Here is a 13,478-nt window from a genome sequence, read left to right as displayed (position 1 = left end):
GAAAGTATAACCGAAAAATGGAATATGTCAATTCGGCGATGCTGGCAGGCCAGAGTGCGTTAGGAAATACGCGATGACTCCGTTACACTTACTCTCTAAATAATCTAACAATGAATTGAAGTAAACCATTTGAGCCAATTTTCCTACACCATCCCCAGCCGGGAGGAGATTCTCGGCATACTGCGCACGGCAGCCAGCCCGCAGGACCTGCAATCACTTGCGGCGGCGCTCAACGTCAAGCCCGACGAGATCGAAGGCCTGACGCGGCGCCTGAATGCCATGGAGCGCGACGGCCAGATCAAGCCCAACCGCAACGGGCATTACCAGCTTGCGCACCAGCCCAACTTCATCGAGGGCCGTGTCATCGGTCACCGGGAAGGCTACGGCTTCCTTGCACCTGACGACGGCAGCGGCGACATCTTTCTGCCCGAAAAGGAAATGCAGAAAGTGCTCAACGGCGACCGGGTCCAGATCCGTATCGTGGGCACCGACCGCCGCGGCCGCCCGGAAGGCACCATCGTTGAAGTGATCGATCGGGCCAATACCCACGTGATCGGCCGCCTTCTGAATGAAAACGGAGTCTGGGTCGTCGCGCCGGAAGACAAGCGCATCGGACAGGACATCTTGCTTCAGGGTACGCCTGGCCAAGCGAAGACCGGACAGGTCGTCAGCGTGGAACTCATCGAGCAACCGTCCCGCTACACCCAGCCGGTCGGCAGGATAGTGGAGATTCTCGGCGACATCGACGACCCCGGCATGGAGATCGAGATCGCGGTACGCAAGTACGGCGTTCCGCATGAATTCTCGGAGGCGGCAAAGAAGCTCGCGACGAAACTGCCGAGCGAAGTACGTGACGCCGACCTGGCCGATCGCGTCGACCTGCGCGATATTCCTCTGGTGACGATCGACGGCGAGGATGCCCGCGATTTCGACGACGCGGTGTACTGCGAGCCAATCAAGATCGGCCGCGCCAAGGGCTACCGCCTGCTGGTGGCTATTGCCGACGTCAGCCATTACGTCAAGCCCAACGATGCGCTCGACAAGGATGCGCTGGAACGCAGCACCTCCGTGTACTTTCCGCGCCGCGTGATTCCGATGCTGCCGGAGAAACTGTCGAACGGCCTTTGCTCGCTCAACCCGGCGGTAGACCGCCTGACACTGGTATGCGACATCGTGATTACCGCCAAGGGCGACATCAAGGCATACCAGTTCTATCCGGCGGTGATACATTCGGCGGCCCGTCTCACCTATACCGAAGTCGCGGCCGTGCTGGCCAATACCCGTGGCCCGGAGGCCGCGAAGCGGCAGGGACTGGTGCCGCATTTGCTTAATCTCTACGAAGTGTTCCAGGCATTGCTGCAGGCACGCCAGGCGCGTGGCGCAATCGATTTTGAAACCACGGAAACCTATATCGTCTGCAATGCTGCCGGCAAGATAGAGAAAATTATTCCCCGCACCCGCAATGACGCGCATCGCGTGATCGAGGAATGCATGCTTGCGGCCAACGTCTGCGCTGCAGACCTGCTGGCACGCCACAAGCATCCCGGCGTGTATCGCGTCCACGCGGGGCCGTCCAAGGAAAAGCTGAACCAGGTCCGCACCTTCCTCAAGCAGATGGGATTGCATCTCGGCGGAGGCGACACGCCGGCTGCCTCGGATTACGCGGAACTGATACCCAAGATCAAGCTGCGGCCGGACGCCGTGCTGCTGCAGACCATGCTGCTGCGTTCCATGCAGCAGGCCGTGTACAGTCCCGACAATATCGGACACTTCGGCCTCGCGTATGAAGCCTATGCGCACTTCACCAGTCCGATCCGCCGCTATCCCGATCTCCTGACCCATCGTGCGATCAAGGCCATCCTGCAAGGGAAGCGCTACGAACCAAAGGGCATCGAGACCAGCGAACTCAACACCATGCTGTCGCCTGCGGCGCGCAGGATGGCTGCCGAAGACAAGGCCAACGGCAAGAAAAAGAAGGAAGGCGATCTGGCGGTATGGGAAGCGCTGGGCATTCATTGTTCGGCCAATGAGCGCCGCGCCGACGAGGCGTCGCGAGATGTCGAGGCATGGCTCAAATGCTATTTCGTGCGCGACAAGCTGGGAGAGGAGTTCACCGGCACGATATCCGGCGTCACGCCTTTCGGCATCTTCGTTCAGCTCGATGCCCTGTACATCGAAGGGCTGGTGCATATCACGGAACTGGGTGCCGATTACTTCCAGTATGACGAAGTGCGACATGAATTGCGGGGCGAGCGTACCGGCATCCGTTACCAGTTGACCGACCGCGTTACCGTGCAGGTCAGCAGGGTCGACCTTGATGCGCGCAAGATCGACCTGCGCCTGGTGATCGAGCCGGATATCCGCACGACGCTGAAGAACGAGGCACGCCGGGCGGAACTCGAGCATGCCAAGGAAAAAGCGCCGAAAAAAGCTGCCAGGGAATCCGCCAAGGGCAAGCCGGCCGGGAAGACGGCGACGAAGGCGGCCGCTCCCGCCAAGGGCAAGCCCTCGAAGACATCGAGCGCAGGCAAGACCGCCCGCGGCGGCAGGACCGCCGCAAAAACAGGCAGGAAGAAAAGATAAAAATGAAAAGCAAAATGATTTTCGGCTTTCATGCCGTCACGTCGAGGCTGCGTCACGAAGCCTCTTCCATCGAGGAGATCTACGTCGACGCCTCCCGACACGACCGGCGCATGCAGGATCTGCTGCGCGCGGCCGAAGAGGCGAAGGTAAGGATTATCCAGGCGGATGACCAGCGCCTTGACGGCATGGTCGGCACGCGACGCCATCAGGGAGTGGTGGCGAAGGCCGGCGAACTGTCGCTTGCCCGTAACCTCGACGAACTGCTGGATGCAATCGAAGGGCCGCCGTTGTTGCTGATTCTTGACGGCGTTACCGATCCTCACAACCTTGGCGCATGCCTGCGCGTGGCCGACGGAGCGGGCGCCCACGCCGTGATCGCACCCAAGGACCGTGCGGTGGGGCTGAACGCGACCGCTGCCAAGGTGGCTAGCGGCGCCGCCGATACGGTGCCCTATATCACGGTGACCAATCTTTCCCGCACCCTGCGGGAATTGAAGGAGCGCGAGATCTGGGTCATCGGAACCACGGACGATGCCGACAAGGGCCTGTATGAAGCGGACTTCGTCGCGCCGACCGCGCTGGTGATGGGATCGGAAGGCGAGGGCATGCGCAGGCTGACGCGCGAGAATTGCGATGTGCTTGTCAGCATCCCGATGCACGGCGCGGTGGAAAGCCTGAATGTATCGGTCGCCTCCGGTGTCTGCCTGTACGAGGCAAGGCGCCAGCGAATGCTCGGGGTCTAGAAGCCGGCTTGCCGGCGCCTGCGAACTCGCGATGTGATAGCCGCTCCGCGGCGGCATCATCATCCATCCTCCATCAGTTTTTTCAATTTCTGCCGTTTCATGTTCAACCGCCTTCGCGAAGACATCGCCAGCATCATCGAACGCGATCCTGCCGCGCGCACCTCATGGGAGGTCCTGACCTGTTATCCCGGCTTGCATGCGATCGTCATGCACCGCTGGGCGAGCTGGTGCTGGCGGCGCGGACTAAAGTGGCTGGGGCGGTTCATTTCCCAGTTGGCACGCTGGTTCACCGCGATCGAAATCCATCCCGGAGCAACGATAGGGCGCCGGGTGTTCATTGACCACGGTTTCGGCGTGGTCATCGGCGAGACTGCGGTGGTCGGCGACGACTGCACCATCTACCAGGGCGTCACTCTCGGCGGCACTTCGCTCAGCAAGGGAGCGAAGCGCCATCCGACGCTCGGCAAAGGCGTCATCATCGGTGCCGGCGCGCAGGTGCTGGGCGGCTTTGCCGTGGGCGATGGTGCGAAGGTCGGGTCGAATGCCGTGGTGGTGAAGGAAGTGCCCGCCGGCGCGACGGCCATCGGCAATCCCGCGCATATCGTGCAAAAGGATGCCGGCAGGCAGAGAGAAGAGGCGACCGCGCGCGTATTCGCCGCCTATGGCGTCACCTTGAGCAGCGGGGAAGATCCGCTAGCCACAGCCTTGCACAGATTGATCGATCATGCGGCCGCGCAGGACCAGCAAATGCAGACACTGGTCGCCGCACTAAGGAAGGCCGGCGTGGATTGCACGCAATTGGCGGAGGCCGGCCGTATTGATCCTGACCAGTTGAATAAATTAGTCGAATGAAAGTCATGCCGTGAGTAATAACACTGAAAGCACCGGGAACACCGAGAACATCGGGAACATCGGGAACACTGAAAACACGCCGACCCCGCGCGATGGCGGGGAACTGCTCGATGCTTATGAAATTCGCGTGCTCGCGGTGCTGGCGGAGAAGGAGGCCCTGACGCCGGACAACTATCCGTTGTCATTGAACGCACTTACCAACGGCTGCAATCAGCTGTCGAGCCGGGACCCTGTCATGTCGATCTCGGAAGACACGGTGCAGGATGTGCTGCAGCGGCTGAGTCAGAAGAGGCTGGTGTCCGAAGTCCGGCAGGCCGGCGGGCGCGTCGCCAAGTACGAGCATCGCATGCGCATGAAATGGTCACTTGAGCAGGACAAGCTGGCAGTGCTGACCATCCTGATGTTGCGGGGCATACAGACCGCCGGAGAGATCCGCGTGCGAACCGGCCGCCTGCATGATTTCGCCAGCGTCCCGGATGTGGAAACGGCGTTGCAGTTCCTGATCGACAAATACCCGCCGGTGGTGGCGCGGCTTGCACGCGCGCCGGGAACCAAGGAGGCGCGTTACGCGCATCTGCTGTCCGGCGAGGAAGTGCTGGCGCGCCAGGAATCGGCGGCCAGTTTTTCGGCGCAGGTGGAGACGCCGAGGCAGGACAGGATTTCCCAGCTTGAGAACGAAGTTGCGCAACTGCGCAGCCAGGTGGAAAGCCTCACCGCGCAATTCCAGGAATTCCGCAAGCAGTTTGACTGAATGTTTGGAATTTGCAGAGGGCGGTGCGAACTGCAGGCCCGAGGAAAAGTGGATGTGGTGGATGAGTTATTTCCATCCCCGGCCCGAAAGGCACAATGTCGAAAATGGCGATCAGCAAATCAGCTGATTGCCATATCAGCAGGGTAGTTGCAATTCGCCGAGGTCGATGCGCCGAACGGTTCCGTCTTCATTCATCGCCAGCCATCCGCCGCGGGGAATCGCAGTATCGCATTCCCAATCCGGCAGCACGTATCTTGTCCTCACACTTCCGTCGATCTCGTGACGGTGAATGGCGGGGCGATGGGTGTGGCCATGGATCATCAGCGCCGCACCGGACTGGGCAAACACGCCGTCGATGGCAGCCAGGTTGACATCGGTGATCTCATGGGACTTGCCGCGTTGCGCATCCCTGCTGCCGGCGCGCATTCCTTCTATCACAGCCTTGCGCTGCGCAAGCGGCATTGCCAGGAACTGGCGCTGCCATTCCGGCTGCCTCACCATCGCGCGAAACTGCATGTAACCCAGGTCATCCGTGCATTGGGCGTCGCCGTGCAGTAGGACCACCGGATGGTTCGCGATCTCGGTTACATAGGGTTCCTGCAGCAGTTGCGCGCCAGTCGCCTCGGCAAAGCCCTGGCCGACCAGAAAATCGCGATTTCCCGCAATCCAGTAAAGCCGGACACCCGCATCGCTGACCGCGCGCAGGGCATCCGCGATCCGGCGCAGGTAGGGCGTTTCCAGATCGTCGTCGCCGGCCCAGTATTCGAACAGGTCACCAAGCAGGAAAAGCTGCCTGGCTCTCGGCGCTTCCCGCCGCAGGAACAGGAGGAAGGCGTCGGTCGTGCACGGCAGTTCCGGCTGCAGGTGTACGTCAGAAACAAAAAGCGCAACCGGTGCGGATTGCGCTTTTGCTGATGGAGTCATCATGGGGGGCAGGTCCGTGCAATCGATTCGGTGCCGGAGCGATCCGGCACGGCGCGCTTAAACCTCTTCCGCCTTTTCGATCACGACATCTTCGACGGGAACGTCGGCGAACATGCCGGTACGGGTAGTCTTGACCGCCTTGATCTTGTCGACCACGTCAGTGCCTTCCACGACCTTGCCGAATACGCAGTAACCCCAGCCGTCCTGGCCGGGATAGTCGAGGAAGCTGTTGTTCTTCACATTGATGAAGAACTGCGCGGATGCCGAATGCGGAGCCGATGTGCGTGCCATGGCGAGGGTGTAGGGCTCGTTCTTGAGGCCGTTCTTGGCTTCGTTCTCGATCGGATCGTTGGTCGGCTTCTGCGTCATGCCGGGTTCGAAACCGCCGCCCTGGACCATGAAGCCGTCGATGACGCGATGGAAGATGGTGCCGTTGTAATGGCCGGAGCGTACATACGCAAGGAAATTCTCAACAGTCTTCGGTGCCTTGGCTGCGTCGAGTTCGATCTTGATTTTGCCGTGATTGGTGGTGAGGAGGACAGCCATGATATTCCTTTATGAAAGTGGTTTTATTTGACGATGGATGCGGATTCGATCACAACCGGCTTGGTCGGAACGTTCGCATGCATGCCGCTGCTGCCGACGTCGACCTTCTTGATCTTGTCGACGACGTCGCTACCCTTGACGACCTTCCCGAATACCGCATAACCCCAGCCGTCACGGCTCGGATAATCGAGGAAAGCGTTGTTGCTGACGTTGATGAAGAACTGGGCGGTTGCCGAATGGGGATCCGAGGTGCGGGCCATGGCCAGCGTGTAAGGCTCGTTCTTGAGGCCGTTCTTCGCCTCGTTCTCGATGGGCGCGCCGGTGGGTTTCTGTGTCATCGACTTGTCGAAGCCGCCGCCCTGGATCATGAAGCCATCCATGACGCGATGGAAAATCGTGCCGCTATAGTGGCCGCTTTTGACGTAGTCGAGAAAATTGGCGACCGATTTGGGCGCTTTCTCCGGATAGAGTTCGACCACGATGCTGCCCATGCTGGTCTTGAGCGCGACCTGCGGGTTTTCCGCGGCCAGCGCAACCTGCGATGCACTCGCAGACAAGCCGGCAATCGACAGGGCAGCGAGCAAGCGGATGAAATATCGGCGTGAAGACGGCATTGCTGTTTCCTTTTCTTTTCTCTTTACAGGAAAATTCCGATTGTGTATCTTCCATGACCCTTGCCACCCGGATTGCCTCTCGGACCGGCAAGGCTTCAATGTTATACTGCGGCGAAACCGTGCATTTTATCAAAATAAGCATCAAAGAAGGGTTTCGGCAGCGCTGTTGCATGTTGTCATTTGCGCCGGGGCGCGATAGCGTGCGCAGGCAAGCCAGTCGCCATCACAGCTGCTTCCCAGCCGAAACGGAAAACCGCCCATGACCGCACTCAAGATCTACAACACGCTCGCGCGCGACAAGCAGACTTTCGTCCCGATGCAGGAAGGCAAGGTGCGGATGTACGTTTGCGGCATGACCGTCTACGACTACTGCCATCTCGGACATGCGCGGGTCATGGTGGTGTTCGACATGGTGCAGCGCTGGCTGCGCGCATCGGACTACGCGGTGACCTATGTGCGCAACATCACCGACATCGATGACAAGATCATCAAGCGCGCCGTGGAAAACGGGGAAACGATTTCGCAGCTGACCTCGCGCTTCATCCAGGCGATGGACGAGGATGCCGCGGCGCTCGGCGTGCAGAAGCCGGATCATGAACCGCGTGCGACCGCCTATGTGCCCCAGATGCTCGGCTTGATTGAAAAACTTGAAGCGCACGGCCTTGCCTACAAGGCATCCGACGGCGACGTCAACTATTCGGTCCGCGATTTCGCTGGCTACGGCAAATTGTCGGGCAAGTCGCTCGACGATCTGAGGGCCGGCGAGCGCGTCGAGCTCAACACGGGCAAGCGCGATCCGCTCGATTTCGTTCTCTGGAAGGCATCGAAGGAAACCGAGCCCGACGAGGTGAAATGGGAATCGAAGTGGGGCAGCGGCCGGCCCGGCTGGCATATCGAATGTTCCGCCATGAGCAATGAACTGCTGGGGGAACAGTTCGACATCCACGGCGGCGGCGAGGATCTGCAGTTTCCCCATCATGAAAACGAGATAGCCCAGTCCGAGGGTGCGCACCAGCACGCCTTCGTCAATTACTGGATGCATAACGGTTTCATCCGCGTCGACAATGAAAAGATGTCGAAGTCGCTCGGCAATTTCTTCACTATCAGGGATGTGCTGAAGAAGTACGACGCCGAAGTCGTGCGCTTCTTCATTCTGCGCGCGCACTACCGCAGCCCCCTCAACTATTCGGATGCGCATCTCGACGATGCGAGGCACGCGCTGACGAGGTTGTACACGGCCCTCAAGGACGTGCCGGATGACGGGCAGCCGCTTGACCGCGAAGAAGCCCATGCAAAGCGCTTCGCCGACGCGATGAACGACGACTTCAATACACCGATCGCTATTTCGGTGCTGTTCGACCTGGCAAACGAGGTAAACAAGACTCGCTCGGCAGCACTGGCGCGCCAGCTCAGGGCGCTGGCCGGAATCGTGGCGCTGCTGCAGCGTTCGCCGCAGGAGTTTCTGCAGGCGGCGCCGGCATCGGGCGGCGATGACTCTCTGTCCGAAGAGCAGATCGCGGCGCAGATTGAAGCTCGCGCGGCAGCCAAGAAGGCAAGGAATTTCGCCGATGCGGACCGCATCCGCGCGGACTTGCTCGCGGCGGGCATCGTTCTCGAAGACAAGCCGGGCGGCATCACCGAGTGGCGAAGGGCGTAAGCATCATGGCGACATTACTGGAGCCCGAGAGCCGCGGGGTGCCCGTCTACTGGCATGACGCCAAGGAGGAGCTGATGAAGCGCGACCGCATCATGCGCAAGCTCATTCCCCAGTTCGGCGACATGCATCTGGTCGGCCGCAGCGAAGCCTTCAATACGCTGGCGCGGTCGATCATCAGCCAGCAGATTTCGGTCAAGGCAGCGGAAGCGGTGTGGCAGCGTTTCCTCGAAGCGTGCCCGAAGTGCGCGCCCGCCCAGGTCATCAAGGCAGGACCGGAGAAGCTGGCGGCATGCGGACTGTCCAAGCGCAAGGCGGAATACGTGCTGGATCTGGCCGAGCATTTCAAGGCCAAGCGGGTGCATGCCGACAAATGGTCGGAGATGGAAGACGAGGAAGTCATCTCGGAACTGATACAGATTCGGGGCATCGGACGCTGGACAGCGGAGATGTTTTTGATATTTAATTTGCTCCGCCCCAACATTTTGCCGCTGGACGATGTGGGTTTGCTGAAAGGCATCAGCATCAATTACTTTTCCGGCGAGCCGGTGACCCGCAGCGATGTGCGCGAGGTCGCCGCTAACTGGGAACCGTGGCGCACTGTCGCAACCTGGTACCTGTGGCGCAGCCTGGATGCCGCGCCGGTGGTCTACTAGTGAGCCTGGCGACATTACACATTCACCTCGTGTTGATATAAGGATGCACGATGAGCAAAACAACTTTTCTCGGATTTGAGCAACCCATTGCCGAACTCGAAGGAAAAATAGAAGAACTGCGCTTTGTGCAGGATGACTCGGCGGTGGACATTTCGGAGGAAATCGACCGCCTGTCCAAGAAAAGCCAGCAGCTCACCAAGGATATTTACGCCAAGCTGACTCCCTGGCAGGTGTCGCAGATTGCACGCCATCCGCAGCGGCCCTACACCATGGATTACGTGCGGGAAATCTTCACCGACTTCCATGAACTCCACGGCGACCGCAGCTATGCCGACGACCTGTCCATCGTTGGCGGACTGGCCCGTTTCAATGGCCAGTCTTGCATGGTGATCGGCCACCAGAAGGGGCGCGATACCAAGGAACGCGCGATGCGCAACTTCGGCATGCCCAAGCCGGAAGGCTATCGCAAGGCGATGCGCCTGATGAAGCTGGCAGAGAAGTTCAACCTGCCGGTCTTTACCTTCGTCGATACGCCCGGTGCATTTCCGGGCATCGACGCGGAAGAGCGCGGCCAGTCGGAAGCGATCGGCCACAACCTGTATGTGATGGCCGAACTGAAGGTGCCGCTGATTGCCACCATCATCGGCGAAGGCGGCTCCGGCGGGGCGCTTGCCATCGCCGTCGGCGACGCCGTGCTGATGCTGCAGTATGCGACCTATTCGGTAATCTCGCCGGAAGGCTGCGCATCGATTCTCTGGAAGACCTCGGAGCGCGCCTCCGATGCGGCCGATGCTCTCGGCTTGACCGCTCACCGTCTCAAGGCAATGAACCTGATCGACAAGATCGTCAATGAGCCCCTGGGCGGCGCACACCGCGATCCGAAGCAGATGGCCGTGATGCTCAAGCGCGCGCTGGCCGATTCGCTGAGGCAGTTCCAGGGCGTAAAGACCAAGGACCTCCTGGCCGCCCGCCACGAGAAGCTCATGAGCTACGGCAAGTTCAAGGAAATCTCCTCGCCGGAATAAGCGCGTACCGGAATCCACGTGTCCAGCAGGCAGTCCACGGCAGTCGACGCCAGTCCCAATGCAAAATTCGAACGCGCGCTCGGAGCGATCCGTGCGCGCGTTTCTGCATGCCTGCCCGAAGCCGGCGGCCCATCGGCCGCGATGGCCGTGGCGTACAGCGGCGGACTCGATTCCACGGTATTGCTGCACCTCGCACATGCGCATGCCCTGAATCGCGGTTTGCGACTGCACGCCTTCCATGTTCACCACGGACTGAGTCCGCATGCGGACGCATGGCTCCTGCATTGCGAGCGGCAGTGCGAGCAGCTGGGCGTGCCGCTTGACGTGCGCCGCATTGTGCTCGACGGGGTGCGCGGACAGGGCGTGGAACAGGCTGCGCGGATAGCGCGCTACGCTGCACTCGGCGAACTATGCGAAGCCCGGGCCGTTCCGCTCCTGCTCACAGCGCATCACCAGGACGACCAGGCCGAAACCGTATTGCTTCAGTTATTCAGGGGGTCAGGCGTGGCGGGATTGTCCGGCATGGATGCCGCCAACAGCGCACCAGGCCTGCTCGGCAGCGACCGTGTTTTCATGGGGCGCCCATTGCTCGGCAGCTCGCGCGCCGACCTGGAGCGTTACGCCGCAACGCACGGCATCGGGCACATCGAGGACGAGTCGAACGCAGATCCCCGCTTTGCGCGCAATGCGTTGAGACATCGCGTGATGCCGGTCATCGGCGACCATTTCAGCGGCTACCAGGAGCGCATCGCCCGAGCCGCCTCCCATGCCCAGGCCGCACAGCGCATTCTCGATGAAGTGGCCGCGCAAGACCTGGAAGCCTGTAGTGACGGAGAAGCTCTCGTGATTTCCGCTCTCAAGTCCTTGAGCCAGGACCGCTGCAACAATTTGCTGCGCCATTGGTTCGCATTGCGAGGACTGCGCATGCCGGCATCGGCCTGGCTGGATGAGATGCGTATCCAGATTTTCAGCGCCAAGGATGATGCCCGCATTCGGGTCACGCATGCCGACGGCGAGATCCGCCGCCATCGCGACCGTATCCACCTCACGCGCCGCTTCGACGACAACGATCTGCACATGCCCGCCATCGACTTCAGGTGGAGCGGCGAGGGTGCGTGCCGCTTCGAGCGTTACGGAGGCACGCTGCAATTCGAACATGCAAGCCGGGGTCTCGACACGGCGTGGCTGCGGGAACAGGCTTTGCAGTTGCGCTTCAGGCAGGCGGGCGACAAACTCAGGCTGGCTGCCAACCGCCCGACGCGCACGCTCAAGCAGCACTACCAGGCGCTGGGCGTGCCGCACTGGGAACGCGAGCGGCTTCCCATCATCACCGCGGCAGGGCACATATTGTATGCCGCAGGTATCGGCATGCATTGGCATGGCGAGCATTGCGACAGGGACGGAGGCATCGCGCTACGGTGGCTGGCGGATCCGATCTGAGCTTTACCGGCCTGAAAACGACCGCATTTTCAACGGTTTTTTCATTTCGCTAACGCTATTTCTACGGCGCGGACTTGCCTTTGGGACGAGCAGCGGGTAAAGTAAAGGGTTGATTTTTATCAAAAAATTTCTTTTCTTCGTTCAGCGTATCTTTCCCACCTTATGGCTTTAATCGTCCACAAATATGGCGGCACTTCCATGGGCTCGACCGAGCGCATCAAGAATGTCGCCAAGCGCGTCGCCAAATGGCACGACGCAGGTCATCAAATCGTTGTGGTGCCCTCCGCAATGTCCGGCGAAACCAACCGCCTGATCGCGCTCGCGAAAGACATCATGCCGCAGCCGGATCCGCGCGAGCTCGACATGCTTGCCTCGACGGGCGAACAGGTGTCGGTGGCCTTGCTGTCCATGGCGCTGCAGTCCATCGGCAAGCAGGCCGTGTCCTATGCCGGCTGGCAGGTTCCCATCAAGACCGATTCCGCATATACCAAGGCGCGCATCCAGTCGATTGACGACCAGCGGGTGCGCAGGGATCTCGGCGAGGGAAAGATCGTCATCATTACCGGCTTCCAGGGCGTGGATGACCGAGGCAACATCACTACGCTTGGCCGCGGCGGTTCCGATACTTCCGCAGTCGCGGTCGCGGCCGCGCTGAAGGCGCAGGAATGCCTGATCTACACCGACGTCGACGGCGTCTACACGACCGACCCGCGCGTCGTCACCGAAGCGCGCCGCCTCAAGACCGTGACTTTCGAAGAGATGCTCGAGCTGGCTTCGCTCGGTTCGAAGGTGCTGCAGATCCGCTCGGTCGAATTCGCAGGCAACTACAAGGTCCCGACACGCGTGCTGTCGTCGCTGACCGATCCGCTCATGTCGCTGGAAGAGGAAGCCAATTCCGGCACCCTGATTTCGTTTGAGGAAGATACACACATGGAACAAGCCGTTATTTCCGGTATCGCGTTCAACCGCGATGAAGCAAAGATCACCGTGCTGGGCGTGCCGGACAAGCCGGGCATTGCCTACCAGATCCTCGGTCCGGTGGCTGATGCCAACATCGAAGTCGACATGATCATTCAGAACCAGTCCGTCGACGGCAAGACCGACTTCACCTTCACTGTACCCCGCGGCGAATACGCGAAGGCGATGGACGTGCTCAACAAGAGCGTGCGCGAGCACATCGGCGCCGGCAGCATCGTCGGCGATACGAAGGTGTCGAAGGTGTCCGTGGTCGGCGTCGGCATGCGCAGCCATGTCGGTATTGCATCGCAGATGTTCCGCACGCTGTCGGAAGAGGGCATCAACATCCAGATGATCTCGACATCGGAAATCAAGATTTCCGTACTGATCGACGAGAAGTACATGGAATTGGCTGTCCGTGCGTTGCACAAGGCATTCGATCTGGAAAAAGCTTGATCCATCTCGACTGATTGCATTGTTTCATTGACCAATCCCGCTCGAGCCGCTATCATGCGGGACTTCAGTGAAGCAAGCGCAAGCGCGTTTCATGTGTGGAGACGTGGCCGAGAGGTCGAAGGCACTTCCCTGCTAAGGAAGCATATGGGCTTAAACCTGTATCGAGGGTTCGAATCCCTCCGTCTCCGCCAAGGATTTAAAAATGCCCCGCAAGGGGCATTTTTTTTGGTGGAGCGGGAGCGCGCATTGCGCGCGATCGGGATTCGAAGGACTGGGC

The 13,478-nt window shown here is 60.3% G+C and carries 12 protein-coding genes and 1 tRNA gene; 10 read left to right on the top strand and 3 right to left on the bottom strand.

The window, feature by feature from the left end:
• Positions 1-129 precede the first annotated feature (129 nt).
• The 4 genes from rnr (at position 130) to RY831_RS19835 (ending at position 4,929) form a co-directional block, all read left to right on the top strand.
• Positions 130-2,583, top strand: coding sequence for a ribonuclease R (rnr, locus tag RY831_RS19850; RefSeq protein WP_326508118.1), 2,454 nt, complete (start codon positions 130-132; stop codon positions 2,581-2,583).
• A 2-nt stretch (positions 2,584-2,585) separates the two neighbouring features.
• Positions 2,586-3,326 (top strand): 23S rRNA (guanosine(2251)-2'-O)-methyltransferase RlmB, encoded by a 741-nt coding sequence (gene rlmB / locus RY831_RS19845; RefSeq protein ID WP_326508117.1) that lies wholly within the window; start codon positions 2,586-2,588, stop codon positions 3,324-3,326.
• A gap of 99 nt (positions 3,327-3,425) precedes the next feature.
• Positions 3,426-4,178, top strand: a complete 753-nt coding sequence (gene cysE, locus RY831_RS19840) for a serine O-acetyltransferase (RefSeq protein WP_326508116.1) — start codon at positions 3,426-3,428, stop codon at positions 4,176-4,178.
• 58 nt (positions 4,179-4,236) lie between these two features.
• Positions 4,237-4,929, top strand: coding sequence for a YceH family protein (locus tag RY831_RS19835; protein WP_437126300.1), 693 nt, complete (start codon positions 4,237-4,239; stop codon positions 4,927-4,929).
• A gap of 135 nt (positions 4,930-5,064) precedes the next feature.
• On the opposite strand, the gene RY831_RS19830 is transcribed toward RY831_RS19835, so the two are convergent.
• From RY831_RS19830 to RY831_RS19820, 3 genes are read right to left on the bottom strand one after another with little or no spacing between them, the layout of a single operon-like run.
• Positions 5,065-5,853 (bottom strand): UDP-2,3-diacylglucosamine diphosphatase, encoded by a 789-nt coding sequence (locus tag RY831_RS19830; protein WP_326508154.1) that lies wholly within the window; start codon positions 5,851-5,853, stop codon positions 5,065-5,067.
• A gap of 57 nt (positions 5,854-5,910) precedes the next feature.
• Positions 5,911-6,399 carry a peptidylprolyl isomerase gene (locus tag RY831_RS19825; protein WP_326508115.1) on the bottom strand — a complete coding sequence of 163 codons (489 nt, stop codon included), beginning with the start codon at positions 6,397-6,399 and terminating at the stop codon, positions 5,911-5,913.
• A gap of 23 nt (positions 6,400-6,422) precedes the next feature.
• A complete protein-coding gene (locus RY831_RS19820; protein WP_326508114.1) occupies positions 6,423-7,013 on the bottom strand; it encodes a peptidylprolyl isomerase in 591 nt (196 codons plus the stop codon).
• Between the two features lie 259 nt (positions 7,014-7,272).
• Here RY831_RS19820 and cysS point away from each other — a divergent pair, with 259 nt between their 5' ends.
• The 6 genes from cysS (at position 7,273) to RY831_RS19790 (ending at position 13,392) form a co-directional block, all read left to right on the top strand.
• Positions 7,273-8,670 (top strand): cysteine--tRNA ligase, encoded by a 1,398-nt coding sequence (gene cysS / locus RY831_RS19815; RefSeq protein ID WP_326508113.1) that lies wholly within the window; start codon positions 7,273-7,275, stop codon positions 8,668-8,670.
• 5 nt (positions 8,671-8,675) lie between these two features.
• Positions 8,676-9,323 carry a DNA-3-methyladenine glycosylase family protein gene (locus RY831_RS19810; protein WP_326508112.1) on the top strand — a complete coding sequence of 216 codons (648 nt, stop codon included), beginning with the start codon at positions 8,676-8,678 and terminating at the stop codon, positions 9,321-9,323.
• A gap of 50 nt (positions 9,324-9,373) precedes the next feature.
• Entirely contained in the window at positions 9,374-10,348 is a 975-nt protein-coding gene (locus RY831_RS19805) for an acetyl-CoA carboxylase carboxyltransferase subunit alpha (protein ID WP_326508111.1), read from the top strand.
• A gap of 18 nt (positions 10,349-10,366) precedes the next feature.
• Positions 10,367-11,788: a tRNA lysidine(34) synthetase TilS gene (gene tilS / locus RY831_RS19800; RefSeq protein ID WP_326508110.1), complete on the top strand. Its 1,422-nt coding sequence runs from the start codon at positions 10,367-10,369 to the stop codon at positions 11,786-11,788.
• A 162-nt stretch (positions 11,789-11,950) separates the two neighbouring features.
• A complete protein-coding gene (locus RY831_RS19795) occupies positions 11,951-13,201 on the top strand; it encodes an aspartate kinase (RefSeq protein ID WP_326508109.1) in 1,251 nt (416 codons plus the stop codon).
• 97 nt (positions 13,202-13,298) lie between these two features.
• Positions 13,299-13,392, top strand: a tRNA-Ser gene (locus tag RY831_RS19790).
• The last annotated feature ends 86 nt before the right edge of the window (positions 13,393-13,478 follow it).

This window comes from Noviherbaspirillum album (genome assembly GCF_035916955.1).
Classification (GTDB): domain Bacteria; phylum Pseudomonadota; class Gammaproteobacteria; order Burkholderiales; family Burkholderiaceae_D; genus Noviherbaspirillum; species Noviherbaspirillum album.
This window is presented reverse-complemented; position numbering and strand designations above follow the sequence as displayed.